Source organism: Neobacillus sedimentimangrovi (assembly GCF_010614825.1).
In the GTDB taxonomy this organism is placed as follows: Bacteria; Bacillota; Bacilli; order Bacillales; family Cytobacillaceae; genus Neobacillus; species Neobacillus thermocopriae.
The window spans coordinates 1-26,135 of sequence record NZ_JAAFZF010000008.1 but is presented as its reverse complement, the minus strand read 5'-3'; the positions used below and the strand labels follow the sequence as shown (position 1 = coordinate 26,135).

Annotated in this window: 24 protein-coding genes, 1 pseudogene and 1 riboswitch; of the genes and pseudogenes, 11 read left to right on the top strand and 14 right to left on the bottom strand. The window is 36.2% G+C overall.

Features of this window, described 5'->3' with window-relative positions:
- The first annotated feature begins 21 nt into the window (after nucleotides 1–21).
- The 6 genes from GZA11_RS04925 (at nucleotide 22) to GZA11_RS04900 (ending at nucleotide 7,213) form a co-directional block, all read left to right on the top strand.
- Nucleotides 22–1,053 carry an NAD-dependent epimerase gene (locus GZA11_RS04925; RefSeq protein WP_038538006.1) on the top strand — a complete coding sequence of 344 codons (1,032 nt, stop codon included), beginning with the start codon at nucleotides 22–24 and terminating at the stop codon, nucleotides 1,051–1,053.
- Between the two features lie 206 nt (nucleotides 1,054–1,259).
- Nucleotides 1,260–1,991, top strand: a complete 732-nt coding sequence (locus GZA11_RS04920; RefSeq protein WP_038538009.1) for a GntR family transcriptional regulator — start codon at nucleotides 1,260–1,262, stop codon at nucleotides 1,989–1,991.
- Entirely contained in the window at nucleotides 1,984–3,525 is a 1,542-nt protein-coding gene (gntK, locus tag GZA11_RS04915) for a gluconokinase (protein WP_163183119.1), read from the top strand. Before GZA11_RS04920 ends, gntK begins: the two co-directional genes overlap by 8 nt.
- A gap of 21 nt (nucleotides 3,526–3,546) precedes the next feature.
- The gene (locus tag GZA11_RS04910; protein WP_163183118.1) at nucleotides 3,547–4,893 is read left to right on the top strand and encodes a GntP family permease; all 1,347 of its coding nucleotides are present in this window, start codon (nucleotides 3,547–3,549) and stop codon (nucleotides 4,891–4,893) included.
- Nucleotides 4,894–5,108: 215 nt separating this feature from the next.
- A complete protein-coding gene (locus tag GZA11_RS04905; RefSeq protein WP_163183117.1) occupies nucleotides 5,109–6,545 on the top strand; it encodes a L,D-transpeptidase in 1,437 nt (478 codons plus the stop codon).
- Nucleotides 6,546–6,808: 263 nt separating this feature from the next.
- Entirely contained in the window at nucleotides 6,809–7,213 is a 405-nt protein-coding gene (locus GZA11_RS04900) for a cytochrome c oxidase subunit II (protein ID WP_163183116.1), read from the top strand.
- Nucleotides 7,214–7,353: 140 nt separating this feature from the next.
- Here GZA11_RS04900 and GZA11_RS04895 read toward each other — a convergent pair whose 3' ends face one another.
- The 3 genes from GZA11_RS04895 to GZA11_RS04885 form a co-directional block, all read right to left on the bottom strand.
- Nucleotides 7,354–8,856 (bottom strand): malate:quinone oxidoreductase, encoded by a 1,503-nt coding sequence (locus tag GZA11_RS04895; RefSeq protein WP_163183115.1) that lies wholly within the window; start codon nucleotides 8,854–8,856, stop codon nucleotides 7,354–7,356.
- A gap of 312 nt (nucleotides 8,857–9,168) precedes the next feature.
- Nucleotides 9,169–11,886, bottom strand: coding sequence for a PBP1A family penicillin-binding protein (locus GZA11_RS04890; RefSeq protein WP_163183114.1), 2,718 nt, complete (start codon nucleotides 11,884–11,886; stop codon nucleotides 9,169–9,171).
- 842 nt (nucleotides 11,887–12,728) lie between these two features.
- The gene (locus GZA11_RS04885) at nucleotides 12,729–13,019 is read right to left on the bottom strand and encodes a VOC family protein (RefSeq protein ID WP_051968235.1); all 291 of its coding nucleotides are present in this window, start codon (nucleotides 13,017–13,019) and stop codon (nucleotides 12,729–12,731) included.
- Between the two features lie 328 nt (nucleotides 13,020–13,347).
- Here GZA11_RS04885 and GZA11_RS04880 point away from each other — a divergent pair, with 328 nt between their 5' ends.
- Nucleotides 13,348–13,917: an acetylglutamate kinase gene (locus tag GZA11_RS04880; protein ID WP_235924876.1), complete on the top strand. Its 570-nt coding sequence runs from the start codon at nucleotides 13,348–13,350 to the stop codon at nucleotides 13,915–13,917.
- A 220-nt stretch (nucleotides 13,918–14,137) separates the two neighbouring features.
- Here the strand turns inward: GZA11_RS04880 and GZA11_RS17025 are convergent, their stop codons facing one another.
- A complete protein-coding gene (locus GZA11_RS17025) occupies nucleotides 14,138–14,434 on the bottom strand; it encodes an ABC transporter permease (RefSeq protein ID WP_158332813.1) in 297 nt (98 codons plus the stop codon).
- Between the two features lie 313 nt (nucleotides 14,435–14,747).
- Between GZA11_RS17025 and GZA11_RS04870 the strand changes: the two genes are divergently transcribed.
- The 4 genes from GZA11_RS04870 (at nucleotide 14,748) to GZA11_RS04855 (ending at nucleotide 17,517) form a co-directional block, all read left to right on the top strand.
- Nucleotides 14,748–15,620, top strand: a complete 873-nt coding sequence (locus GZA11_RS04870; protein WP_163183113.1) for a LysR family transcriptional regulator — start codon at nucleotides 14,748–14,750, stop codon at nucleotides 15,618–15,620.
- Nucleotides 15,621–15,834: 214 nt separating this feature from the next.
- Entirely contained in the window at nucleotides 15,835–16,494 is a 660-nt protein-coding gene (locus GZA11_RS04865; protein ID WP_163183112.1) for a type 1 glutamine amidotransferase domain-containing protein, read from the top strand.
- 105 nt (nucleotides 16,495–16,599) lie between these two features.
- On the top strand, nucleotides 16,600–17,031 hold the full coding sequence (locus tag GZA11_RS04860) for a DMT family transporter (RefSeq protein ID WP_235924874.1): 432 nt from the start codon (nucleotides 16,600–16,602) through the stop codon (nucleotides 17,029–17,031).
- Nucleotides 17,032–17,043: 12 nt separating this feature from the next.
- A complete protein-coding gene (locus GZA11_RS04855; protein WP_163183110.1) occupies nucleotides 17,044–17,517 on the top strand; it encodes a DMT family transporter in 474 nt (157 codons plus the stop codon).
- A 146-nt stretch (nucleotides 17,518–17,663) separates the two neighbouring features.
- On the opposite strand, the gene GZA11_RS04850 is transcribed toward GZA11_RS04855, so the two are convergent.
- From GZA11_RS04850 to GZA11_RS16445, 10 genes and pseudogenes are all read right to left on the bottom strand, one after another.
- Nucleotides 17,664–18,395, bottom strand: coding sequence for an energy-coupling factor transporter transmembrane component T family protein (locus tag GZA11_RS04850; RefSeq protein ID WP_163183109.1), 732 nt, complete (start codon nucleotides 18,393–18,395; stop codon nucleotides 17,664–17,666).
- Nucleotides 18,392–19,981, bottom strand: coding sequence for an ABC transporter ATP-binding protein (locus GZA11_RS04845; protein ID WP_163183108.1), 1,590 nt, complete (start codon nucleotides 19,979–19,981; stop codon nucleotides 18,392–18,394). Before GZA11_RS04845 ends, GZA11_RS04850 begins: the two co-directional genes overlap by 4 nt.
- Nucleotides 19,959–20,555 (bottom strand): ECF transporter S component, encoded by a 597-nt coding sequence (locus GZA11_RS04840; RefSeq protein ID WP_163183107.1) that lies wholly within the window; start codon nucleotides 20,553–20,555, stop codon nucleotides 19,959–19,961. Before GZA11_RS04840 ends, GZA11_RS04845 begins: the two co-directional genes overlap by 23 nt.
- Nucleotides 20,552–21,238, bottom strand: a complete 687-nt coding sequence (gene tenA, locus GZA11_RS04835) for a thiaminase II (protein ID WP_038538041.1) — start codon at nucleotides 21,236–21,238, stop codon at nucleotides 20,552–20,554. Before tenA ends, GZA11_RS04840 begins: the two co-directional genes overlap by 4 nt.
- A gap of 145 nt (nucleotides 21,239–21,383) precedes the next feature.
- A riboswitch (TPP riboswitch) is annotated at nucleotides 21,384–21,485 on the bottom strand.
- Between the two features lie 307 nt (nucleotides 21,486–21,792).
- A complete protein-coding gene (locus GZA11_RS04830; RefSeq protein WP_051968238.1) occupies nucleotides 21,793–22,140 on the bottom strand; it encodes a MaoC/PaaZ C-terminal domain-containing protein in 348 nt (115 codons plus the stop codon).
- Nucleotides 22,137–22,532 (bottom strand): MaoC family dehydratase, encoded by a 396-nt coding sequence (locus GZA11_RS04825; RefSeq protein ID WP_038538044.1) that lies wholly within the window; start codon nucleotides 22,530–22,532, stop codon nucleotides 22,137–22,139. Before GZA11_RS04825 ends, GZA11_RS04830 begins: the two co-directional genes overlap by 4 nt.
- Nucleotides 22,529–23,623: an acetyl-CoA C-acyltransferase gene (locus tag GZA11_RS04820; RefSeq protein WP_163183152.1), complete on the bottom strand. Its 1,095-nt coding sequence runs from the start codon at nucleotides 23,621–23,623 to the stop codon at nucleotides 22,529–22,531. Before GZA11_RS04820 ends, GZA11_RS04825 begins: the two co-directional genes overlap by 4 nt.
- Complete coding sequence (locus tag GZA11_RS04815) at nucleotides 23,619–25,085, bottom strand: AMP-binding protein (RefSeq protein ID WP_163183106.1); 1,467 nt, start codon at nucleotides 25,083–25,085, stop codon at nucleotides 23,619–23,621. Before GZA11_RS04815 ends, GZA11_RS04820 begins: the two co-directional genes overlap by 5 nt.
- A gap of 57 nt (nucleotides 25,086–25,142) precedes the next feature.
- On the bottom strand, nucleotides 25,143–25,712 hold the full coding sequence (locus GZA11_RS04810; protein ID WP_163183105.1) for a biotin transporter BioY: 570 nt from the start codon (nucleotides 25,710–25,712) through the stop codon (nucleotides 25,143–25,145).
- Between the two features lie 203 nt (nucleotides 25,713–25,915).
- Nucleotides 25,916–26,135, bottom strand: a pseudogene (locus GZA11_RS16445) (group II intron reverse transcriptase/maturase); the annotation flags it as partial.

Here is a 26,135-nt window from a genome sequence, read left to right as displayed (position 1 = left end):
GAAAGGAGAAGAAGTAAAATAATGACCATTTTAGTGACAGGGGCGGCTGGCTTTATTGGATTTCATCTTTCCAAACGATTGTTGACACTTGGCCATCATGTGATTGGCATTGATAATTTAAATGAATATTATGATCCTCGTTTAAAAATGGACAGGCTAGAACTATTGAAGGTTTATCCTCAATTTGAATTTTATAAAATGGATCTTACCGACAGAAAAGCATTAAACTCCATTTTTGAAAATAATTCTATAAGAATTGTCATTCATTTAGCTGCTCAGGCTGGCGTTCGCTATAGTCTCGAAAATCCTCATGCCTACGCCCAATCCAACCTAGTAGGGTTTATCAATATTATAGAAGCTTGCAGACATCATCCTGTTGACCACTTCATTTATGCTTCCTCAAGTTCTGTCTATGGGGCAACTAACCATATCCCTTTTTCGACAAAAGACCCCGTCAACCAACCAGTAAGTCTTTATGCAGCTACGAAAAAAGCAAATGAATTAATTGCTCATACCTACAGCCATTTATATCAAATTCCTACTACAGGCCTTCGATTTTTTACCGTTTATGGACCGTGGGGAAGACCCGACATGGCCTACTACTCTTTTACAAAAAATATATTTGAAGGAAAAATAATAAAGGTATTTAATTATGGTGACATGAGAAGAGATTTCACCTACATCGACGATATTGTCGAAGGAATTATCCGTTTATTAAATAAGCCACCTAAAACAAGGCCATGTGGGGATAAAGAAAATTCTGGAATCAGTTCAAGTAAAGCCCCCTATAAAATTTATAATATCGGCAACAACCGCCCAGAAAACTTATTGGCTTTTATTCAAGTATTAGAGAAACTGATTGGCAAAAAAGCAAAAATAGAATTATTGCCTATGCAGCCGGGGGATGTAAAAGAAACCTATGCGGATATTACTGATCTGCATAAAGATGTGGGATTCTATCCTTCCACCACATTAGAAACAGGTTTAGGCCATTTTGTCGAATGGTATAAAATGTATCACTTAAACGAGAAAAGCAAATCCCTTCATGATTGAAGGGATTTTTTTAAGGGTGTTAAAAAGAACATAAATCTTTTTCCACAGTTATTAAAGGAGAAGATATAAGTAGTGTAAACTACCTACAATTCTAAAATCCTATTATTTTATTTAAACATAACAATTGAATAAAAGCGTTTGCATTATTAAAAATCTTAGTTATAATACTTGTATACAAGTATACTCGAATTAAAGAAGGTGGATGAATGTCCGAATCAATAGATTTTCTTTATCCAACAAAATGGCTTTCTAAAGCCTCAACCGGAGAGCGTGTGGCCTGTGAGCTAAGAATGCGGATTATTTCTGGTATCATTGAAAGCGGTGCCATTCTATCAGAAAACAAATTGGCAGCAGATTTTTCCGTAAGCCGGTCTCCCGTTCGTGAAGCATTAAAAACACTGGCTTCTGAAAATCTCATTCGGTTAGAAAGAATGGGGGCCGTTGTTATAGGTTTAACCGAAAAAGAAATAAATGAAATTTATGATGTTCGGCTGCTCATCGAAACGTTTGTCTTTGAACGATTAGTAAAAATGGATGTTCAAGAATTAGTAAACGAACTTAGCAAAATATTAGAAATGATGAAAGTCGCAATCAAATATAAAGATGCGGATGAGTTTTCCTATCAAGATATCATGTTCCATGAAACGATTATTCGGTCGATTCATCATTCCTATGTCCTGATGATTTGGGATAATTTAAAGCCGGTAATGGAAAGTCTTATTCTCTTATCGATGCGTGCTCGTATCAAAGAAAAATATGATGATTTTACTAGAATTATAAATAACCATGATCTTTATATTGAGGCCATCAGAACAAAAGATAGAGCATTAATGATTGAATCATTGCACAAAAACTTTGATGATGTTCAAGAGAAAGTTGAAGACCTCTGGATGTCACAACAAATGTTAACTAAAGGAGTCGAGCAACAAGATGACTAGCTATATGTTAGGAGTAGATATTGGTACGACGAGTACGAAAGCGGTCCTATTTTCTGAGAAAGGAGAAGTCATTCAAACAGAAAATATTGGCTATCCGCTTTATACACCAGATATATCAACAGCTGAACAAAACCCAGATGAAATTTTTCAAACTGTATTAAAAGCCATTTCAAACATTATGAAACAGAATCCACAAAAACAACCGGAGTTTATTTCCTTCAGTAGTGCCATGCATAGTGTCATAGTAATGGATGAAAAGGATCAGCCACTAACTCCTTGTATTACTTGGGCAGATAACCGTAGTGAAGCATGGGCCCATAAAATTAAAAATGAATGGAATGGACATGAGGTCTATAAACGAACAGGAACACCCATCCATCCTATGTCGCCATTAAGTAAAATTACATGGATTGTCAATGAGCGACCTGAAATCGCTACCAAGGCAAAAAAATATATTGGAATCAAGGAATATATTTTTAAAAAATTCTTTGATCAATATGTGGTCGATTTTTCAATTGCTTCCGCGATGGGTTTGATGAATCTCAAAAACTTGGATTGGGATGAAGAGGCATTAAAAATAGCCGGGATTACTAGAGATCAATTGCCTGATCTTGTACCAACTACAAAGGTATTTACAAATTGCAATCCTGATCTAGCAAAACAGATCGGAATCGAACCAGACACACCATTTGTCATTGGCGCAAGTGATGGCGTACTTTCCAATTTGGGTGTAAATGCCATTAGAAAGGGCGAGGTTGCGGTTACCATTGGGACAAGTGGAGCCATACGGACCATCATAAATGAGCCAAAAACAGATGAAAAGGGAAGAATCTTTTGTTATGCCTTAACGGAAAAACATTGGGTTATTGGTGGACCAGTTAATAATGGTGGAATCGTTCTACGATGGATTCGCGATGAATTTGCCTCATCTGAAATGGAAACAGCCAAAAGACTTGGAATAGATCCATATGAAGTCTTAACCAAAATTGCTGAACGTGTAAAACCAGGTGCAGACGGATTATTATTCCATCCCTATCTCGCTGGTGAACGCGCACCATTATGGAATCCTGACGTGCGAGGCTCCTTTTTCGGCTTAACCCTTTCACATAAAAAAGAACATATGATTCGGGCTGCATTAGAAGGGGTTATCTATAATTTATACACTGTATTTCTCGCATTAACCGAGTGCATGGATGGTCCTGTCACCCGAATTCAGGCAACAGGAGGCTTCGCTAGATCAGAGGTTTGGCGGCAAATGATGTCCGACATCTTTGAATCAGAAGTGGTCGTTCCAGAAAGCTATGAAAGCTCATGTCTGGGCGCCTGTATTTTAGGCCTTTATGCCTTAGGCAAAATTGAATCGTTTGAAGTCGTGTCTGACATGATTGGTAGCACCTATAAACATACACCAAATGAAAATGCAGCAAAAGAATACAGACAATTACTGCCAATATTTATTCATCTTTCAAGAGTGTTAGAAGAGGAGTATAAAAGGATTGCGGATTATCAAAGAAGCTTACTTAAATACAACTAATAAGAACAGGAGGAGCAATCGATGCCTTTATTTATTGTCGCAATTGGAATTATAGCTTTGCTCATTCTTATCATGGGTTTCAAATTAAACACTTTTATTTCATTAATCATTGTATCATTCGGGGTAGCATTGGCACTCGGAATGCCTCTTGAAGAAATTGTTAAAACCATTGAAGCAGGATTAGGTGGAACACTTGGCCACCTCGCATTAATATTTGGGCTTGGAGCCATGCTTGGTAAATTAATTGCCGACGCGGGAGGCGCACAACGGATTGCCATGACCCTCGTGAACAAGTTCGGTGAAAAAAACATTCAATGGGCCGTTGTTGTTGCTTCATTCATTATCGGGGTCGCCTTATTCTTTGAAGTAGGACTAGTATTATTAATTCCAATTGTCTTTGCTATTTCAAGAGAATTAAAGGTTTCCATCCTCTATCTTGGTATTCCGATGACAGCTGCCTTATCTGTCACACATGGTTTCCTTCCACCACACCCGGGACCAACGGTTATTGCGGGCGAATATGGTGCAAACATTGGGGAAGTTTTACTGTATGGTTTTATTATCGCCATTCCTACGGTATTATTAGCCGGACCTATCTTTACAAAATTAGCTAAAAAACTAGTACCAGATTCCTTCCATAAAACAGGAAACATTGCCTCTTTAGGCGAACAAAAGGTATTCAAACTTGAAGACACACCTAGTTTTGGGATCAGTGTATTTACTGCCATCCTTCCAGTTATTTTAATGTCGATTGCAACCATTATTACACTGATTCAAAAAACGATGGGGTTTGATGATAATGGTTTTCTGGCAGCTATCCGTTTTATTGGTGATGCTGGTACTTCCATGTTGATCTCTTTACTTGTTGCTATCTATACGATGGGATTGGCAAGAAAAATTCCAATGAAGGATATTATGGATTCCTGTACCACTGCCATCTTACATATTGGGATGATGCTTTTAATCATTGGGGGCGGCGGTGCCTTCAAACAAGTATTAATTAACGGCGGTGTCGGTGACTATGTTGCTGAGTTATTCAAAGATACAAATATGTCACCAATCCTGCTTGCGTGGTTAATTGCCGCCATTTTACGTATATCTTTAGGATCTGCCACCGTTGCAGCCTTGACCACTGCTGGTCTGGTAATCCCAATGTTAGGACAAACGGACGTGAATCTTGCATTAGTTGTACTTGCAACAGGGGCAGGAAGCTTAATTGCCTCCCATGTCAATGATGCCGGTTTCTGGATGTTTAAAGAGTATTTCGGCCTAAACATGAAAGAAACTTTTGCTACATGGACACTATTAGAAACGATTATCTCCGTTGCCGGTCTAGTCTTTATCCTTTTACTAAGCTTATTTGTTTAAAAAGTATAACGTTCAACAGTTCAAAAGCCCAAATGAAGAGTATAAATCTCCTCATTTGGGCTTTCTGTATTCTACAGTTAAAAAAATTAAATCCCACATAGTTCTTACTATTATATCTAGTAAATTAGTAGTAATATGTAAGAGGAAACCTTATGTTCCAAACAATTTTCTTATATTGGAAGGAAAAAGCATAAAGGTATTCAGGGGGTTATTACATGGCAAATACCTTACAAGAATCAAAGGAAAAAATAAAGAAACAACGAGTTAAGTCCCTTAAATGGTATAAAAACTGGAAGTGGATGGGACTCATTTCCCTTGTACTTCTATTTGCTGCAATTAGTTATTACCAGGGCACACATTTTAATGCAAATACTAAGATTAATGGTATAAATGTTGGTGGACTAACGGCTGAACAAGCATTACAAAAATTGCAAAAATCAGTATTAAAAAATGTCGTTTTCATTGGCGAACAAAAAATACTAGATGGAAAAGACACAAAAATGAATATCACCGACAAGGATCTACCAGCAGTAAAAAAAATATTACAAAAGCAACGGACTTTCTTTCCTTCAACAAAAGCAAAAAACTATTCGTTAATGTCAAGCGAAACAGATTACTATCGCAGTCAGACGCTAAAAAAAGAGTTGGAAGAAAAGCTTGTTGCCATAAATAAAACTTTAAAAGCACCACAAGATGCACAAGCTCATTGGCAACAAGGGAAAATTGTCGTAACGAAAAGTAGTAATGGGAAGCAATATGACATTGCTCGTCTATTAAAAGACTATGATAAGCAAAAATATACAAGTGAAATTCATCTGAATCCTGTTTACATTCAACCAGTTAAAGAAGATAGTGAGATTGTCAAAAATCAAAAGAAAAAGCTGAAAGAACTACTTGGGCGTACCTTGGAATATAAAGTACAGGATAAAGTTTATACATTTAAGGCAAACAAATTTATCAAGAGTGCTACGGTTTCCAAAGATATGAAGATCATAATCAAAGAAAGTAATATAAAAAATAAAATTGAAGAAATCAATGATGTACAATCCACTCTAGATAAAAATTTCACCTTTAAAACTCATTCAGGAAAAGTCATATCTGTAAAGGGACAAGGATACGGCTGGGCACTCGATGTAGAAAAAGAGACTGCATTGATTCATGAAGCCTTTGAAAAAGGGAAAAAGTCACTTTCTGCAACGAATATTGTTGGCCACGGTTGGAAAGGTGAAGGTTATGGATATGAAACATTAACAAACAATGGTATTGGTGATACATATGCGGAAGTATCCATTTCCGAACAACGGATTTGGCTCTATAAAAACGGGAAAATGGTCCTCACAACGAATGTGGTGACGGGTCGGCATGACACAGGGGAGGATACATCAAAAGGTGTGTGGTATATCCTTTATAAACGGTCTCCATACGTCCTTAAAGGGAGCAGAGCGGGCAGTTCGGCATATGAGATCGAAGTCAATTACTGGGCTCCGTTTACTAACAGTGGACAAGGATTCCACGACGCCAGCTGGCGGACAAACTGGTCAAGTAATGCCTATCTGACAGCTGGATCGGGCGGCTGTGTGAACGTCCAGCCTAATATTATGAAACAAGTATATGACAATTTAAGTGTTTACCAACCAGTAATTGTTTATTAATAAGGAACAAGGAAAGAAGCAGCGACCTGCTTCTTTTTTATAAGATTTTCACCTACGAGAATGGTCTAGCTCAAACATCGCACGACCGAAAGCGATAGCTTTTGGGAGGAGGCCATACGCCGCTGACCAGGGTGCTTCCGCTTTTCTAATAAACTTGACCTAAGTCAAGGAACTCAATTTCTCTTTTCCCTAAAATGACTGTAGAAAACAGATTTCTGTTTTGCCAGTTATAAAATTCACTTATATAAAGGAGACTGTATGCCATGAAAAAGCTTGGATTCCTTTTATTATCAGGTGCTTTAACATTTGGTTTAGCAGCGTGTGGGGGAACAGAGGAAGCAGCAAATACAAAAAAATCCAGTGAAAAAACAGTGGAAACTGCTTCTACCTCAGGAGTAGAGGAGTTTACAATTACAGCAAAGAATTGGGAGTTTTCTTCAGATAAAGAGTTGACAATAAAAAAAGGTTCAAAGGTTAAATTAAACTTAATTAACGAAGAAGGTATTCATACCATAAGTAATGAAGAATTAGGGATTGATCTGAAAGCAGATGCACCTGTTGAATTTACTGCTGAAAAAACAGGGGAATACGAATTAATTTGTTCGACTGTTTGTGGGGCTGAAGATGATCATAAGGCAATGAAACTTACACTAAAAATTGTAGAATAAAAGAATTTATCCTATTGCAAGAACTCTTTTAGTAAATTGTTATTTGTGAAAATCTAAGACAATCAGCTGGACATATTTTTGAAATATCTTGTCCAGCTGATTAATTTTTTATAAAAGATAAATCTTATCCATCAAAAATATTAACTATAGACTAGTTCTTTTTCAACTAATCCAAGCGTCTGGGCTGTTGAGTTATGAATTTCTTCAAAAAGCTTCTGGTTTTCTGATAATGAAATACCATAAGAAGGGATCATTTCTTTTATTTTTGACTCCCACTCTATCATATGTTGTGGGAAGCATTTTTCTAATACCTCTAACATTACGTGTACAGCAGTAGAGGCACCTGGAGAAGCGCCAAGCAATGCGGCAATCGAGCCATCAGCGGCACTCACCACTTCCGTACCAAATTGTAGTGTTCCTTTACCACCACTCTCGGTATCTTTAATTACTTGTACCCGTTGTCCTGCTACCACAATATCCCAATCCTCTGCTTTTGCTGTCGGAATAAATTCACGTAATTCTTCCATGCGTTTTTCATCCGATAGCATAACCTGTTGAATCAAGTATTTGGTCAGGGCTAATTCTTTTACACCTGCAGCCAACATGGTTAATACATTATTTGGCTTGACAGAAGCTAACAAATCCCAATTTGATCCATTTTTTAAGAATTTTGGTGAAAAGCCAGCAAAAGGTCCAAACAACAATGTTTTTCTGTTATCAATATATCTTGTATCAAGATGTGGCACTGACATCGGAGGGGCACCAACCTTTGCTTTACCGTATACTTTTGCATGATGCTGTTCTGCCACTTTCGGATTGTTGCATACCATAAATAAACCGCTAACCGGGAATCCACCAATATGTTTAGACTCAGGTATGCCAGTTTTTTGGAGTAAAGGAAGACTTCCGCCACCCCCGCCAATAAATACAAATTTAGCTGCGTGGCGTTCAATGGCACCGCTTTCGATATTCCATACTTTCAATTCCCATAAGCCATCTTCAGTGCGTTTAATATCCTCTACTTGATGTTTAAATCGAATATCAACATTTTTACTCTTTAAGTGGTCAAACAACATGCGTGTTAATGCGCCGAAGTTAACATCCGTTCCTGAGTCCATTTTTGTTGCTGCTATCGGTTCATTCAGTTTACGACCTTCCATGATTAAAGGAACCCATTCTGTCAGTTTTTCATGGTCGTCGGTAAATTCCATTTCTTGAAACTGTGGATGTTTTGATAGCGCTTCAAATCTTTTTTTCAAAAATCTTACATTTTCTTCTCCTTGTACAAGACTCATATGTGGAATAGGCCTAATGAAGTCTTGGGGATTACGTATCACCTTACTATTTACAAGATAAGCCCAAAACTGTCTTGAAAGCTGAAATTGTTCATTAATTTTTATCGCTTTCGTAATATCTATAGATCCGTCCGCTTTTTCGGATGTATAGTTAAGCTCGCACAATGCAGCATGGCCCGTCCCTGCATTATTCCACTCATTCGAGCTTTCTTCTCCTGCATTTTCTAGTTTCTCGAATACTGTAATTTCCCATTCCGGTGCTAACTCTTTCAGTAAAGATCCTAAAGTTGCGCTCATGATTCCGGCACCAATTAAGATAACATCCGTCTTTGTCCGTATGCTGCTCATGATAACCATCCTTATCCCTATATTTGCAAAAAAGAGTAGGCGCCCTTGCTTAGGTATTACCTATAGCCAGGCGGTATTCAGGAACACTTTCTGTTTCAATTATAATAATACCATAATCTATTATATTTTTTTATAGTTTTAAATTTCTTCTATAATCTGACAATTATAAACTACTAAATTATTTTTTATTTAGCACTTTTTTTGACTATAAAAACAGTTATTAGTCATCCTAACGCTTAGTATTTGAGGATTCCTTTGTTAGGAAAAAAAGGAGACTGTTTTAAAAAACAGTCTCCTTCACTTATCACACTATTATTGATTCGGGTTCTGATTTTGATTTTGGTTTTGATGTTGGTTTTGATGTTGGTTTTCGTTTTGGTTTTGATTTACATTTCCTTTCCCTGGTTTTGTTTCTCCAGCATTCCCATTATTATTGTTGTTGTTAGGATTCTCTATTCCATCTACTGTAACAGCAGTTGAAGTTGGTTCACTCGTTCCTGCATTATTGGATGCCACGACCGTAATGACATATTTTTGCCCTGGTTGCGGATTACTTAACGTTGCATTTGTATCTGTCGTCGTCGTTAAGGTTTGAGTATTTCCATTTATCGTATAAGTGACGATATAGCTTACATTTTGTGCATTGGCATTAGGATGTTTCCAACTGATAAAAATTTGATTCGAATTTTTATCATATTTAGCATGCAACCCAACAGGACTTTTTAATTTTTCATCCGGCCCTTGAACGGTTATGGAAGCAGATGCTGCATCACTTTTAACGCCTTCCCTAATAGCAGCTACATTGAATATATAGGTTTTTCCTTTCTCTGGGTTTTGCAGTACTGCTTTTCTATCACCCGTTGATGACAGGCTCATTGTTTTTCCATCCACAGTATAAGAAATTTCAAAGGTTGTTTCATTTTCAGAATTGTAATTCCAAGTTAATAGTATGCTGTTCGAAGCTTCATCATAAACTGCTTGCAAACCAGTTGGTTTATCAGGTTTTGGTGGCTTCGGTTTTTCTCCACCTTTTACATAATATTCATTTCCAGATTTGGCAACACTGTTAGGTTGTTTAAACGTTTCCTTGCTAGTACTTATCCTAGACATAATGGCCTTAAATACCAACTTAGAAAAGTCTGCACTTTGTTTTCCTAAATAATCATCTGACGATTTTGTTGTGGTGTACCCTGTCCAAACCGCACCGGTGTATTGCGGCGTATAACCAACAAACCAGGCATCACGTGTTGCATTATTCGGCAAACCATATTTCGCAATAGCCGATTTATCGAAGCTGGTAGTTCCCGTTTTACCAGCTAAATCAATACCAGAAATATTAGCCAATTTCCCTGTACCAGAATCAACAACCGTACGCAACATATCTGTTATGAGGAAAGCTGTATAATCCTCCATTACTTTCTTTTTACTTGAAGCCAAATCCTTTTCAGTTCCATCAGGATAAATAACTTTTGTAACCGTATATGGCTCTATATAATAACCACCATTTCCAAATGCGGCATATGCACCCGCCATAATTAGTGGAGAGGCTGCATCTATTGCACCAATGGCATTTGATTCATTTGCTTTTTGTTCATCTGTAATTGGGAATCCAAGATTATTGGCAAAATTTGTCGCATAATCGGCTCCTACTTCTTGATAGGCTTTTAAAGCCGGTATATTGCGAGACCATGCCAAATGATCCCTTATGGTTCTATTTCCAACATAAGAACGGCTAGCATTACGAATTGGAGTTCCATTTGAATACTGGTACGGTTCATCTTTTAAGATATGTCCTGTCGACCACTTAAATTTTTCAATGGCTGGGCCATAATCAAGAATAGGTTTTATTGTCGAACCAGGATGACGTTTAATCTTGGTGGCATAATTATAACCACCAGTTTGATAATGTCTTCCACCACCAATTGCTTTGATAGCGCCTGTCTGAGTATCCAAAATGACAACTGCTGACTGCAGTCTCTCATTATCCGGATAATTAATATACTCATTAGTGGATAGGGCTTTCTCCGTTATTTGCTGGATTTCCGGATCGATTGTTGTATAGATTTTTAATCCGTCTTCAAATATGTTTGAACCTGTTTTGTTTTGAACTTCCTCAATGACTGTGTCAACAAATGCTTGATATTTATTTCCTTGTTTTTGTTGAATATTTAACGTATCTTCAATCGGTGTACTTTGTGCTTTTTCCATTACCTCTTTGGAAATATAGCCGTGTCGGTTCATATATTGGAGAACCATATTTCTTCGTTTTTCTGCCCTTTCAAGATTACTTTCCACAGTCGGAATATAGTTATTCGGACTTTGCGGAATTCCTGCTAGGAGGGCAGCCTGTTCAAGTGTCAATTTATCTAGCTCATCCGCCTTTAAACCGAAGAATCGTTCGGCGGCTTTTGCTACACCATAAACGTCACTTCCATACAAATTCTTATTAAAATACATTTCCAGAATTTGATCTTTTGAAAAACGTCGTTCTAATTGAATGGACAAATACCATTCTTGCACTTTTCGAGTTAGCGTCTTTTCTGGCGATAGGAAGGAATTTTTCACAATTTGCTGTGTGATCGTACTTCCACCTTGAGAAGTGCCAGCTGTGATATTCGTGAAAACGGCAACAAGTGTCCGTTTCACATCAATTCCGTGATGTTCGTAAAAACGAGCATCTTCTGTAGCCAACACTGCATTTTTGAGAACATCCGGTATTTGATCAATGGTAATATCATCACGCTTTTCTTTACCCACTTCGGCAATTAAAGTTTTCTCATCGGCTGCATATATTTCCGATGATAATGGGTCTTTTAATAACGTTTCATCAAACTTTGGTGCATCTTTAATAATCCATGCAAATGCACCAATCCCAGCTAAAATCATAACAAGGCCTAGAGTCAAACAAATAAAGAAGATTTTTTTCCATACGCTCTTTCCCTGCTTCTTGCCCTTTTGACCCTTTGAAGCATTTTTCTGCTGTTCTTGTATTCTTCTTCGCTCTATACGAGAGCGATATTCTTCTGACATGTATCTCATCCTCCCTTTTAAAAACGGATTCCAAATAAACCCATTTAATTTCTATGAATTCATGACGAATAAATTATACTTGATTTTATAAAAAAAAATAACGCAATGCTCAATGATTAAACATCTGTTCCATGGAAAAGGATACACTCTTTTTTTTGTAGTGAAAAGAATTTAGCATTAAAAAATGGCGTGTATTCTGGTTTAGCTTCTCACGCCTTTTTCATTATTTTGGTCTTATTTATACTTTTTCATTTGTCTTTCACGTTTTGAAGTACCTTCTATCCTACTTCTAAAGACTTATTCAACAATAGTTTGCTAAATTAAAGTCTAGTACATTTCATCAATCCATAACGGCCTGTACACGTTCTTGTAAGATCAACCTTATCAGTTAATATAAAAAATGCCATCTGTCCTAGTAAGCTCCCAATTGCTAGGAAATAACATAGAAAAACACATGGGCAGACCTGTTATTTCAATAAAAACGAAACAAAAGACCTGCCCTTATGGTTATTATTGTAAATTACTAAGTCTATCCCTTAGTTTTACCTTTAATCCTAACAAGATGACCTCTAGTCCAAACTCAAATTCTTCTAGAATATTTAATAAAATTTGTTCCTTATCTGTCCAATGCTTTTTTATAAATGTATTCATTTATAGAATAATGAAGGAAAAGATTTGTTAATCAAATTAAACATTCAAAATTTAAGATAGTAATACAATAACTTGGTAGATATAATTATCCAGACAATAAGGAAAATAAGCACACTATTACTTAGTTTTATAATTGTGTAACAAGAATAAAAGTTACACCAAACTTGTCCATTACAGTACCAAATGCAGGGCTAAATGGAACTTCTTACCTTACCCTCTTGCTGCAAGATTTCAAAGATTTTCTTTGTTCTTCTCACGTCATTTATTGAAATATTTATGGTTACAACTGCATTTTTATTATGTTGTATATTATGTACTTGCTCTGTATTACCGTCTGGAACAGATATATTTGGAGCATCAAATAACATGAGTTTACTTTCTCCAATTTGTAGCATCGCGTTTGCTACACGTTCCTTTAATGCCTCTGGGCAAGGTACTGACATCTCTCCGTAAGTTTGAATATTTAGGATTTTGGCATCCAAGACCTTTTCATAAAAATGAACAGCCTCTTTTGCGTTCCATTCATTACAATACAGGGGGTAAGTCTAAAAGTCATGAATAATCAACTCCTAAGAATAAATTTAAAAATAATCGATAACGAATTCAAATTTAATTGATCATCAATTTTAATATAGTTCCCCTCACCCACAATATTTATCATTTTTTTAAAATTTCCTTATTGAGAAGCTGCCTTGAAACCCACCTTCGTATCTTTAGTTAAAATCAATGATTACAAATTATGAATAAGTAGAAACAATTTTTTTAAAATCTGAATATACTGGAATGATTTTAGATTGTGGGGGAGGAACCATGAAAAGAACTTGGTTCAAAGGTTCTTGTATTAGTGAACAGGAAGTTCGTTTAAGTAATGCTATGCGTTTAACCTGGGAACAACACGTGTATTGGACAAGAATGACAATCAATAGCATAGCCTTTAATTTACCTGATTTCGACGCTGTTACCGCACGACTTCTCCGAAACGCTACAGATATGGGGAATTTACTAGCACCTTTCTATGGAAATAGAATTGCTGAAAGGTTCAGCAACTTAATCAGGAATCATCTGGTTATTGCTGCTGAATTAGTCCAAGCTGCAAAAGCAGGCAATCAAAATGCTGTAGCAGATGCAGAAAAACGTTGGTACGCAAATGGAGCAGAAATTTCCAAATTCCTAAGTACAATAAATCCTTTTATATCAGAAATAAAATTCAGAGAAATGTTTTTCGAACACCTGGAACTTACTATACAAGAGGTATTATTCATTCTCCAAAGTAATTTTAACGCTAGTATCAACGTATTTGATAAAATTGAAGCGAACGCCTTAGAAATGGCAGACACTCTCACGATTGCCATTGTGAAACAATTCCCTAGAAGGTTTTAAATTTAAAAATATGAAGTCAGTGCCTGCTCCCAATGATGTAATTCTATAACGCATTGAGAACAGACACTGTTTTTTTAAACCTTTCACGGTTGTAACTGATTACTGTTTTCTAAAAACTTCTTTATTGTTCACGGAGAGTATTGTAAAAACTGCACCTATAAATGTTAAGGTTCCTGCAGCATTTTTATATAAATATAAAAATTATTATCTACTAACTTTTTTAAGCAAAATTGCGAACATCGTTATTCCGTCCAAATTTATAAATGGAAAATAAGAAAAATACTGCTGTAAATTCTGGTAGAATCATTAAATTAATGTAAATGCTACCAAAAGAATGTCCAAGCTGTAATTGGCTTATTGTATTAAGCACCCAGTGTTGCGGCATAAATTGAGCAATTCGTTGAACAACTTTAGGCATAAGGTCAAAGGGCCAAAAACACCCTGCCAACAGACACGACGGGATTAAAATCAAGGTATGCAGTGCACCAGCAGCCCTAGAGCTGGATGCGAAGGACACGATGATTAGCCTATAGCTTTTTTAAGCTTGATACCATAAATTTTAAATTATCTTTTAATTTCCCATTAAACTCACTTCTACCTTCAAAACCATCCAGAATTCCTCTTAAACTCCATTTCTATAAGAACTTTTCCCATCCCTATTTATGAAATGACATTTAGTGTTCAATGAATCATGATCAATTTTTCAGATGTCCATATAAGATGATTCCTTACATTTGTACATTTAATAAGGGAAAATTATGCTTTAATATAGGAAAGACTATTCTTATCGATAAGACTGCTAATTTTAGCCTAGTATAAGAGGTGATTTGATGATAGATCTTGAATGGTATAGGAGTTTCATTTATATATATAAGTACAATTCAGTATCCGAAGCGGCCAAAGCCCGAATTATGACACAACCTGCATTGAGTCAACACTTAGCCTCATTAGAATCAGAAGTTGGCGAACCTTTATTTACTAGAACTTCTAGAAAAATGGTGCCCACGGAAAGAGGAAAGGAGTTATATTCACAAGTAGCCCCGCTTATTGAGTCATTAGAAGTGACTAGTTTAAGTTTTCACTCTACCTCTTCTCCTGCTCTATCCATTATAAGAATCGGCTCTGCAATTGAATACTATTATGAAAATATCCTTTCAAAACTTAACAAATTTAATACATGTACTGTTTCACATTTTGGAACTGCCGACCAATTACTTGAACTATTAAAGGAAGATAAAGTAGATATCATTATTACTTCACAAAAGTATCAATCACCCGAAATTGAATACTTGTTTTTATGTGAAGAGGAGTTCGTAATTGTTGCACCTTATCACTTACAAATACCAGAGAATATAGATTTAAAGTCTAAGGAAGAATGGCTTTTATCTCAAAAATGGATTAGTTACGGATTAGATTTACCAATTATTAGAAGGCTATGGAGAGAACACTTTAAAAAACGGCCAATTATTAAACCAGTTCATATTATTCCTAATTTACACCTTATTTTAAAAGCTATAGAAAGTGGAATGGGAATCAGTCTAATTCCGACTTTTATTCTAGTAAATTCAATGCAAGAAGCAAAATCAAAAGTATTATTTAAGGAGTTAAAAGTAAGCAACAAATTATATATTGCATATAAAACAAAAAATAAACATTTGCCAGAAATCAATAAAATAGTAGATACACTTTCAATGAAAAAATAACTAATTATTCAATATATAGTCATTCAGTATATACTGGATGACTTCTTTTATTTTCTTAACATGCATTCATTTATCAAAATGATGCAAAGTGTAACCTTCCCGTTTGATATAAATATATTTATATATAACCCATAAAAATATAATTTGTTTTATAGTTAATCTGGACTTAAAATAACCAATGTAACAAAAATCATTTTCATGGAGGTAAAACCTTATGACAAAAAAGATTTTAATGGTTGTTACTAATCATAAAGAACTTAGTAATGGTAAACAAACAGGTGTTTGGTTATCAGAATTTGCAGAGGCGTATATAGAATTTTCGAAAGAAGGGTACCAAATTACAGTTGCAAGTCCCCAAGGAGGAAAAAGTACAGTTGATCCAGCTAGTGCAAATGAAAATACTCCTCAAGAGATTTTAGATACTGAAAAGTATTTACAGAACACTATCAAGTTAGATGCACTATCTTCTCAAGAATTTGATGCAATTTTTCTACCAGGGGGGCATGGTACAATGTTTGACCTTCCTAATAATAAAAAACTTCAGGAATTATTACGGGACTTTTTTGAGGAAGGTAAGATTGTTGCTGCTGTTTGCCATGGTCCTGCTGGTTTAGTAGGAGCTACATTATCTAACGGTCGACCTCTTGTTGCCGGTAAACGCGTTAATGCTTTTACAGATAGAGAAGAGGCTGATACGGGACTTAGGGATCAACTTCCATTCCTTTTGGAAAGCAAAATTCGCGAATTAGGGGCTATTTTTGTGGCTGCTCCAAACTGGTCTACTCACTTCGAAGTGGATGGCAATTTAATTACAGGGCAAAACCCTCAATCTACATTGGCTGTTACAAAAGCAGTAATAGAAAAATTAGGTTAACTTTTGGGAGACTGATAATAACCATAATCAGTCTCCTACTTACATGTTAGATTTTTATTAGATAAGGAATGTCTCAAATTAAAGATATGAATGGAGGGATTATGCTTGAAAAATATTCTATTTTATATAATCGCATTATTAGCCGGTGTCACATTAAGTATAGAAGGAACGATATATGCGGAATTGGGGGAATCCATTGGAAAATTAGAAAGCAGTTTATATAACTTTGCGGTCGGATCGATTATTCTAGGAATTGCTCTTCTTTTTTTGGGGAAAGGTTCTCTGTCTTATACGTTTAAAGCACCAAAGTGGCAATTATCAGGGGGACTGCTAGGCGTTATTTATCTAACTATTCTCGTTATTGGTATTCCAATTGTAGGAGTTGGATTAGCAATGAGTAGTGTTGTAGTTGGACAAATGGTGATGAGTATGATTATTGAACATAAAGGCTGGTTAGGTAGTCCAAAAATTAAAGTGAAAAAGGAAAAAATCATTGCTGTTGCATTAATGATTGTTTCCTTAGTTTTAATCTATTAAGGAGGGATTATTATGTCAATTATTATATTACTTTCTTCCCTCATTGGTGGGATTGTGTTAAGTGCTCAATCTTCTATTAACGGTTCATTCAGTAGCAAAGCCGGTACGTTAGAAAGTGCATTTTTAACTTTTATTACAGGAGCAATGATACTTTTTATCGTCGTTTTATTTTTTGGAAGTGGTAACCTATTAACTATTTTTGAGGCACCAAAGTGGCAATTAAGTGCGGTTTGGTTTGGAGTAGGATACTTATTTCTAACCATACTTGCAGTACCTAAAATCGGAGTCATTGCAACGAATCTCTCAGCCATTATTGGCCAACTTTCTATGGGATTGTTGACTGACCACTTTGGCTGGTTTGGTAGCATTCAAATTTCATTGGACTACCATCGAATAATTGCAATTGTATTAATGTTTATATCCCTACGTTTGATTTATAACGCTAATAAGAAAGATCGTAATGAAAAAGGGTATTTATCTAAATAACCTAAATAAGTATATAACAAAAAAGACAGGACAGTACCTGTCTTATCTGTTTCGATCATAATATTTAATAGTTTGTGTGAAATACTGTTGGATTCTGATTCACCACACCTATATCATCGACAATTTTTTTATTATTGAATGCTTAATTATAAAAAAGTCATTCCTATAACAACAGATACTAAAGAAAGTAAATAAGCCCAGTCTCTTGATGCAATTTTAGTGGTTCGGTAATAGGTTCTATCCTTATTCCCATTAAAACCACGTGCTTCCATCGCAATTGCTATTCTTTCAGATTTCCTGATTCCATGTGTAAATAACGGCAACGCATACCTTTTAAAAGCTTTCCACCCATTTTTTTCCTTGTATCCTCTAACTTTATGAGCAGTCTTCATTTGGTTAAGTTCAGATTGGAATAAGGGGATAAAGCGCAGCCCGGCTAATAGTCCATATGCCCATTTAGGTGAAAGTTTACATTGATGGATTAAACTCATAATGAACAATGTTAAGTCGGTTGTAGAAGTAAATAATAATCCATATGTAACAAACGCTAACATCCGTAAAGCAATCGTCAGGCCGTGATTCAAGCTTTCTTTCGTAATATGGAACCATGCCCATTGCCAAATAGTTTCCTGGCCTTCCCCAAAAGCAGCCATCATCCAAAAAATTAGAACAAAAAATCCAAAATAAGGTAATAACCTTTTTAAAAAATACGTGATTCTCCATCCGCCTAAAAAAATGCCAATAAGTACAGCTAAAATCCATATGAAGAAAGTCACTTTCGTATTCGTAATACTCATTAAAAGAAACATAACGAATAAATGGGCAAACAACTTACAGGAGGGATTTAGAGTAGCTAAGAATGAAGTATTTGCTTTCATACTAATACTCGCTCCCTTCGTGCATGCATTAGCTGATAATGAAGGGGTGGTATGATCTTAGTTTCCCGTAAAATAGCCTCGTCAGAAAATAAACCATATGGCGTTCCCTGATAAACTACTTTTCCTTTATTTAAAAGCAAGACTTGATCTGAATAATTATCTACCAAATCCATATCGTGAGTGACCATCATGATCGTTGTTCCGTGTTCCTGTCTTTCTTTTAGTTTTTTAATTAATTCACTTGCTGTTTTTTCATCTTGACCAAATGTTGGTTCATCAAGCATTAATAACACTTGATCAAACAATAACATGGTTGCCACACTCAACCGCCGTTTTTGTCCCAAACTAAGAGTTAAAGGATGTTCGTTCTGATAGGCTTCCAAACCAAACTCCTGTAACAGTTTTTTTGTTTTGGCATGAATGGACTCTTTCGGCCAATTTCTCTGCCGTCCGCCAAAAGCAATTTCCTCAAATACTGTGTCTGCTAAAAATTGAAGTTCTGGATTTTGAAAGACAAAACCTGCTCTTTCAAACAATTCACGATCGGACCATTTCTTTAATTCTTTACCTTGAATGTATATTTTCCCTTTATTTATTGGCTCCAAGCCAATTAAGCTTTTCAGCAAAGTGCTTTTTCCACTTCCGTTTTCTCCAACAATCGAAATCCATTCCCCTTTACCTATCACTAGGTTAATATCTTTTACAATTGACTTCTTTCCATAGCCTATTTCCAAATCTTCTGTATAAATGATCGGATTCTCATTTCCGTATTCTCTTGTTTTAACTTGACACTTTGTTTCTAGCTCTTTTGATAATTTAATAGATAATGGATGAGAGGGGTTTTCAATAACTTCGCTCCACTTGTTCGGAAAAAGCTTCGGCCGCCAAATTCCTGCATCTTTCATTTCGTTATTAAAATGACGGAGAATTTCCTCTGGATTCCCATTTCCAATTACTCTTCCGCCCTCATTGATCATAATGACCCGGTCCATCCATTCAATACAGCCGTCTAAAACATGTTCGACAAATACCATCGTTTGATTGGTCTTTTGAGATAGGTTATGTAATAACTCAAATATTTCTTTTCTTCCAGCAGGGTCTAACTGAGCTGTTGGTTCATCAAAAAACAACACTTCTGGTTCCAAAGCTAGTAAACAAGCCAAAGCCAGTCTTTGTTTCATACCACCTGATAATGTTTCAATGGAGGTTTTCTTATCTATTTTTAAACCTACATGATTCATCAAATCTGAAATGATTTCATCCATTTCATTTCGAGGAATGGAGCGGTTCTCAAGGCTAAAAGCTATCTCTTCATCCACATGAAGCATACAAAATTGAGAATCAGGATCTTGAAACATAACACCCACATTTTCTCGTAGAAATACTTGTCCTGTAACTTCTGCCTCCATATGCTCCGGAATGATCCCAGCAAGAGTGGAGATCAAAGTTGATTTCCCACTCCCGCTAGGCCCAAGTATTAATACCTTTTCCCCTTTATGGATGGATAGCGTTATATTTTTAAGTATTTTTTCAGAACGGTTATAAAAGCGGACAGAAAGATCTTTACAGCCCAGAAACATGTCCATTGATGTCTCCCTTTTTTCTTCTTTCTTTCATAATTGCATATTGTTCTAATACACCTGTTTTGGTCAGTGCGTCCACCACTACCTTTGCTAACCAACCGCCAAGAATGATGCCGCTTATAACATGAATCCCTAATGTCGTTAAAAATACCCCTGTAGAGTAGTATCCAAAACCATTTGCCAACAAGTTATAAATCATTGCAAAAACGGCCGCCAAGGCACCAGATAGCATTAAGGTTAGAAGGTTGTACCGCTTGTATCTGAATATGGCAAAAGCAATTTCAGAACCAATCCCTTGAAAAACCCCTATTAACAAGGCAGATAAGCCAAAATGGCTTCCCGTTAATAATTCCACTGCTGCTGCCGCAACTTCTGCTACAAATGCAGCACCTGGTTTACGGATAATGTAGGCAACAATAGGGCTGGCAATTACCCAAATGCCAAACATGAAACCAGCACCGACAGGACCTACCAGAGAAGAAATAGGAACCCACAGTGTAGACCATCCTAAATAAATCACACCGCAAATTACTGATAAAATAACGGCTAGAACCACTTCTTTCATTTTCCAAGTCATGAAGGTACTACCTCCATTTTTACAGGCCATTCTTCAAGTTTATAAGCCATATCCCAAAACATATATTCTAGCTGACAGCTAAGTAAGAAATGTTCCTTCATTTTTTCTTTTTCTTTGCTTGTCGCATCCTTTGCCCATTCATCGAGGCGCTCACAAAATTTGGTTGTAATGGAATCCGTACGATTGCCATAGAAATTGATCCATTCATAAAATGGATGAGAGCGGTCTGGATTTACTTCTTTTAATAGTCGTTTTCCAATTTCCCAATAGGTCCACGGGCATGGTAATAATACAGCGATAATTTCTCCCAATGTTCCTTCATGAGCAACCGTTAGCATATGACGAATGTATTGATGGGCAGAGGGAGCCAAAGGAAATCCCTGTAACTCCTCGTAGGAAACACCTGCAACTTGACAAAAGTTATTATGAGGATGTGTTTCACTGTTTAAGATAAAGGAAATTTGCTTATTAAACATTTCCATATCTTCTCGATTTTCACACTTTGAAATAGCAATTCCATAGATTCGTATAAAGGAACTTAAATACTCAAAATCTTGTTTTACATAATGAATTAATTGCTCCTTCTTCAAATCTCCATTTGCAATACCTTGAACAAAAGGATGCTCAAAAATAGCATTAAAAATAGGATTTGCTTCTTTTCTTAGTTCTGCAGAAAAACTCATACCGATTTCCTCCTTAGTTAGTTGTAATCGGAAGACGCTAGTTTGGAAGCAGCTTTAAAGTGAAACAAAAAAACCGCTCCAAAAATGGAGCGGCAGAATAAATATAAATATACAATGTATAAATATACCCATGTATACATATACTCATGCACGGACTCCACTTTCCTACGCTAGTATGAACTAGATCAGGTTCAAAGGGTCCGGGATATTCCCGTCTCAGCCAAAAAAGGCTCCCCTAGTGTCTTCCTTTTAATTCCTATTTAATTCAATTACCACTTTACACACACTTTTCATTAAAGTCAACAAAATTTATTCATAGGCCACACGATAATATTTGAAAAAAATAAAAAAACCCTGTTTAGTAATGGTTTGTTTCAAGTAAATGAATATAAAAAACTTCTCTATTTATGGTACGGTTCTCCGTAACATATCAAAATAAGATTCACCTTATTTAACAAAACTATATAGCTTTTAATTTCCCCATTATCAAAAAAATCGTGCGATCCCATATGATTGCACGATTTGTCAGTTGTTTTTTATGTTCATCGGGGATTTCATCTAGTTACTATCAACCATCCTTTTATGACTACTCTTTTCCTGCATTTTCCTTCTACTCTAATTTTATTATCCAATTGTTTTATATTCAAAGTTATTTGATCTCCCAAATATACTGGTGAGGTAAATGTAAATTCATACTTATACACCCACTCTTGTGGAGCGAGAATTTCGTTTGAAACTATCCCTAACACTTTAGCCACTGTTAACATCCCATGGGCAATTTTATTTGAAAACCCTTGTTGTTTTGCCACTTCTATATCTAAATGAACGGGATTGTTATCACCTGAAATTATGGCATATTGTTCAACCTCTTCTTCGGTAATATTAAAGGTAAAATTTTTCATGTTAAACCTTCCAAAATCAAATCTGATTCTCCTTCAAAACAAAGTTGTCCTTCATCATTATATAAATAAAGAGTTTGTTTAATAAAAGTAAAATTTTGACGTTGAAATGGTTCTGTCACTTCCACTATTGCCCTATAGATCTCATCTATATACATTCTTTGATGTTGAGTGCATTTCTGTTTTCGATGAATAATAGGCTGTTGAAGTTCCCATGGGATTTCAAGCCATTTATAAGCTATCATTGGCATGGTTGGAGGAAGAGGGGTTTTTTCGAAATGATAACCTTGGACCCTTTCAGGACACTGATAGATAGCATTTTGATCACCAATCAATTGGACAAATCGTCTCACATCTTCTTGGGTAAAGCTCACTTTAAATTCCTTCAATTTCATGTTGCCACCTCGAATAGGACTGCTTCTCCGATTCCTCCAGCACTGCCCAGTGCCGCTAGTACATATTTAGCATTCTTTCGTCTTTGGACTTCATAGAAAAGCCTGGTGATCAAAATACTTCCTGAAGCCCCATAAGGATGTCCTAACGTTAAAGCTCCTCCGTGAACATTTATTTTGTCACAAGGAATAGAAAGTTCTTTCATACAGGCGACTATCTTCGAAGAAAATGCTTCATTAATTTCAATTAAATCTATATCAGCAACGGTTAACAAGTTTCTTTTTAATAAGGTTTGGATAGCTGGAATAGGGGCTTCCCCGGGATAATTAGGATGTACAGCTGAGACTTCACTGTCCAAAAATCTCAGGATAGGCTGGTAACCAAGTTTTAAAGCTACTTTTTCTTCCATGACAAGAACAGCTGAAGCACCGTCATGAATACCGCAACTGTTCGCTGCAGTAACTGTACCGTTTTTTTTAAATATTGGTTTCGCCCTTTTTAGTAGAGTTTCCAGCTTTCTTTTTCTAAGTAATTCTTCATCCTGGTGGTTTTCCTTAATCGGAATGATTTCTTGAGTAAAATACCCCTTTTCGTACGCCTCCCAAGTGCGCTCGTAACTTAAAAGTGCGTATCTATCCTGTAATTCTTTTGATATAGAATATTTTTCTGCTACATTTTCCGCGGCAACACCCATATCAGGGTCGCCAATTTGTTCAGGTGAGAATCTTGCTCTGGATGGAAATGGAGAAGTACTCGCACTTTCTACACCACCAGCAATATAACAACAGCCGGCTCCGCCTTGGATATAGTAACAGGCCATTCGAATGGCTTCTAATCCCGCACTGCATTGACGATCAATGGTAAGTCCTGTTACAGAAAGAGGTAATCCTGCTTCCAATGCAGCGACCCTAGCTATATTTCCACCTGGTCCAACAACATTCCCCAAAATAATGTCATTTATCTTATCTTCCAATCTATTCGCTAAATACTGGAGGAGTGGAGCGACAAGTTCATGCGGCTGAATATCTCGTAATATTCCTTTTACTTTTCCAATTGGTGTACGTTTCGCTAGGACAATGACTGCTCTTTTAATTACTGGTCACCTTTCTTTCCAATTGTTTTTTTAGCTCAGCACGAGCAATCTTTCCACTCGTTGTATATGGCATTTCAGATAGAAAAAACCATTTGCGGGGAATTTTATAAGAAGATAAATACTTATTACATAGTCTTTTTAACTCTAATGAACTTCCTTTCCCTTTTACTACAGCAGTCACAACCTGACCCCAATACGAATCTGGTAAACCTATTACGGCAACCTCCTCAACGTCCGGATGCATAGAAATCACTTTTTCTATTTCTTCAGGAAAAATATTAATTCCGCCATATAAAATCATATTTTGTTCACGGCCTGTAATATATAAATAGCCATCTTCGTCAAAATATCCCATATCATGGACAGTAGCCCATCCTTCTTCATCCCGAATCGAATGAACAGTCCTTCCATCAGAATCCATATATCCGGTTATTATCAGTCCACTCCTTACATAGACCTTTCCAATCTCATTGGGCCTTGCTAATCTTTGATCTTTTAGTCGAATTTGTACCTCTACGCCAGAACAAGACTTCCCAACAGATGCAGCCTTCTTGATTCCATCTCTTTCAGAAAGTACAGTAATAAAACTCAATTCACTAGCCCCATAAAACTCATACATGGTCATATTGGGGAAATGATTACGAATCTCCAATTTCAACCTTTCATACCACTTTGCACCCGATGAAAGAACTTTTATCGGTTCATTGATTAGAATTCCTTGTTTCTGAAAGGCTTCTAGCATGGTTGGAACGACATACATCGTTGTAATGGGGTAAGATTGTATCCATAAATGTCCCTTAATCGGTGAAAATTTGTCTAATAGATAGACAGTCCCCCCTAAATATAAAGTGCTAATGGCTCCATAAAGAAAATGGGAGTGAATTAAAGCTCCAGGAATGAAAACATGATCCAATTCATTTAATTCGAAATCAATACGGTTACACTCAAAGCTCGCCAGCCATGAATTCTGGGAGCGAACAAATGCCTTTGGTTTTCCAGTTGTACCAGATGTAAATCCTATGTAAAAAGGTAAATCTTCTTGAGTATCCCTAATTATATTGACTTCAAACTGGGAGATTTCCTGTAAAATGTCATCCAAACTCTTTAAATTTGGAATAATATGTTTATTCCGATAGAAAATTTCTTTTGTTGTGACAATGATTGACGGATTGCAAATTTTTACTCTCTCTTCTAACTCAATGGTTTTCCATTTCAAATCTAATGGAACTGCAATCCATCCTGCCTTAGCAGCCCCTGCAAAGAGTTGTAGGAAAGGAATTCCATTAGGCAAATGGATTCCTATTATTTTATTTTCTGAATGCAGTGAGTTGAGCCAATTTGCCGTTTGATTGACCAATTCACTCCAATTTTTATAATTAATTTGTTGATGATCAGTATGGATGGCTATTTTATTCGGGAAAATTTTAGCGAAATATTCGTAAGATTCAGTTATATTATCCATCAATATCCCCTCTATAAAAAAGACACATCAATTTGTCTCTTTTAAATTTAATATTTTCTAGTTACATTTATTGGGATAAATCGTTGCTAGTGAACTTGAGAATACTGGGTGCTTTCTTAGTCTGTAAACTAAAATGGAAGCTAGTACTGCTTTTAAAACATCCCCAGGAATGTAAACTAAACTTATTTTTACAGCATCTAATAGTGAAATGTGCATAATCAATGCCTGAACGGGTATACCAATTAAATAGATAAGTAGGATTCCAACTGTTAGATTAATTAATAAAACATGATGTAGTTTTACATTTGCTATAAACGATAATAGATATCCAATAACAAATGCTGTAATGGGCCAAGAAATTAAGTAACCAACACTCGGTCCAACAAACACACTTAATCCGCCTCTGCCTCCCGATAAAAGAGGTACACCAGCAGCAACTAACAGTAAAAAGACAATTTGGCTCATCGCTCCTAATCTTGCTCCTAATACTCCCCCTGCAAGGAGAACACCTAGTGTTTGCAATGTAATAGGTACAGGTGTAAACGAAAGAGTAATAGGTGGAACAATACCTAGAGCCCCCATAAAAGCAGCAAACAATGCTATAAAGGTAATTTCTTTAAGTTTCATTTTTTTCATTCCCTCATCATAAATATTGATTAAATCAATTAAAATAATATTCTATACTCATATTAAAAGTCAACCAAATAATAAATATGGTTAACATATTGTGTTTTAAAAAAGCATATAATTCAAAGAATCGAGTAGGAGGGGGTGACTAACCCCCGACCTCTCACACCACCGTACGTACCGTTCGGTATACGGCGGTTCAATTAAGTTTGACGTAGCTCTTGATATCTTTCGAATAGACTTCTTAACCCTCGACGCTTCCAATAGGAGTTGTCGAGGTTTTTGTGTAGAATGGGACTGCGGACAATCCGCCAATATTTCTTGCGTGTATTGCCCCATTCGAGTGCCTTATGGCTTGGAACCCCTAATCCTCTGAGTTTCCGAATTCTTGTTTTCGGGGTTTTCCATTCTTTCCACAAACAC

Bases quoted from the DNA above. Each gene is read 5' to 3' on its own strand.
- gntK (WP_163183119.1), top strand. From the start codon at position 1,984: ATGACTAGCTATATGTTAGGAGTAGATATTGGTACGACGAGTACGAAA.
- GZA11_RS04925 (WP_038538006.1), top strand. From the start codon at position 22: ATGACCATTTTAGTGACAGGGGCGGCTGGCTTTATTGGATTTCATCTT.
- GZA11_RS04870 (WP_163183113.1), top strand. From the start codon at position 14,748: ATGATAGATCTTGAATGGTATAGGAGTTTCATTTATATATATAAGTAC.
- GZA11_RS04890 (WP_163183114.1), bottom strand. From the start codon at position 11,886: ATGTCAGAAGAATATCGCTCTCGTATAGAGCGAAGAAGAATACAAGAA.
- tenA (WP_038538041.1), bottom strand. From the start codon at position 21,238: ATGAGTTTTTCTGCAGAACTAAGAAAAGAAGCAAATCCTATTTTTAAT.
- GZA11_RS04895 (WP_163183115.1), bottom strand. From the start codon at position 8,856: ATGAGCAGCATACGGACAAAGACGGATGTTATCTTAATTGGTGCCGGA.
- GZA11_RS04910 (WP_163183118.1), top strand. From the start codon at position 3,547: ATGCCTTTATTTATTGTCGCAATTGGAATTATAGCTTTGCTCATTCTT.
- GZA11_RS04830 (WP_051968238.1), bottom strand. From the start codon at position 22,140: ATGAAAAATTTTACCTTTAATATTACCGAAGAAGAGGTTGAACAATAT.
- GZA11_RS04900 (WP_163183116.1), top strand. From the start codon at position 6,809: ATGAAAAAGCTTGGATTCCTTTTATTATCAGGTGCTTTAACATTTGGT.
- GZA11_RS04810 (WP_163183105.1), bottom strand. From the start codon at position 25,712: ATGAAACTTAAAGAAATTACCTTTATAGCATTGTTTGCTGCTTTTATG.
- GZA11_RS04880 (WP_235924876.1), top strand. From the start codon at position 13,348: ATGAAAAGAACTTGGTTCAAAGGTTCTTGTATTAGTGAACAGGAAGTT.
- GZA11_RS04825 (WP_038538044.1), bottom strand. From the start codon at position 22,532: ATGAAATTGAAGGAATTTAAAGTGAGCTTTACCCAAGAAGATGTGAGA.
- GZA11_RS04855 (WP_163183110.1), top strand. From the start codon at position 17,044: ATGTCAATTATTATATTACTTTCTTCCCTCATTGGTGGGATTGTGTTA.
- GZA11_RS04815 (WP_163183106.1), bottom strand. From the start codon at position 25,085: ATGGATAATATAACTGAATCTTACGAATATTTCGCTAAAATTTTCCCG.
- GZA11_RS04840 (WP_163183107.1), bottom strand. From the start codon at position 20,555: ATGACTTGGAAAATGAAAGAAGTGGTTCTAGCCGTTATTTTATCAGTA.
- GZA11_RS04920 (WP_038538009.1), top strand. From the start codon at position 1,260: ATGTCCGAATCAATAGATTTTCTTTATCCAACAAAATGGCTTTCTAAA.
- GZA11_RS04850 (WP_163183109.1), bottom strand. From the start codon at position 18,395: ATGAAAGCAAATACTTCATTCTTAGCTACTCTAAATCCCTCCTGTAAG.
- GZA11_RS04865 (WP_163183112.1), top strand. From the start codon at position 15,835: ATGACAAAAAAGATTTTAATGGTTGTTACTAATCATAAAGAACTTAGT.
- GZA11_RS04845 (WP_163183108.1), bottom strand. From the start codon at position 19,981: ATGGACATGTTTCTGGGCTGTAAAGATCTTTCTGTCCGCTTTTATAAC.
- GZA11_RS04905 (WP_163183117.1), top strand. From the start codon at position 5,109: ATGGCAAATACCTTACAAGAATCAAAGGAAAAAATAAAGAAACAACGA.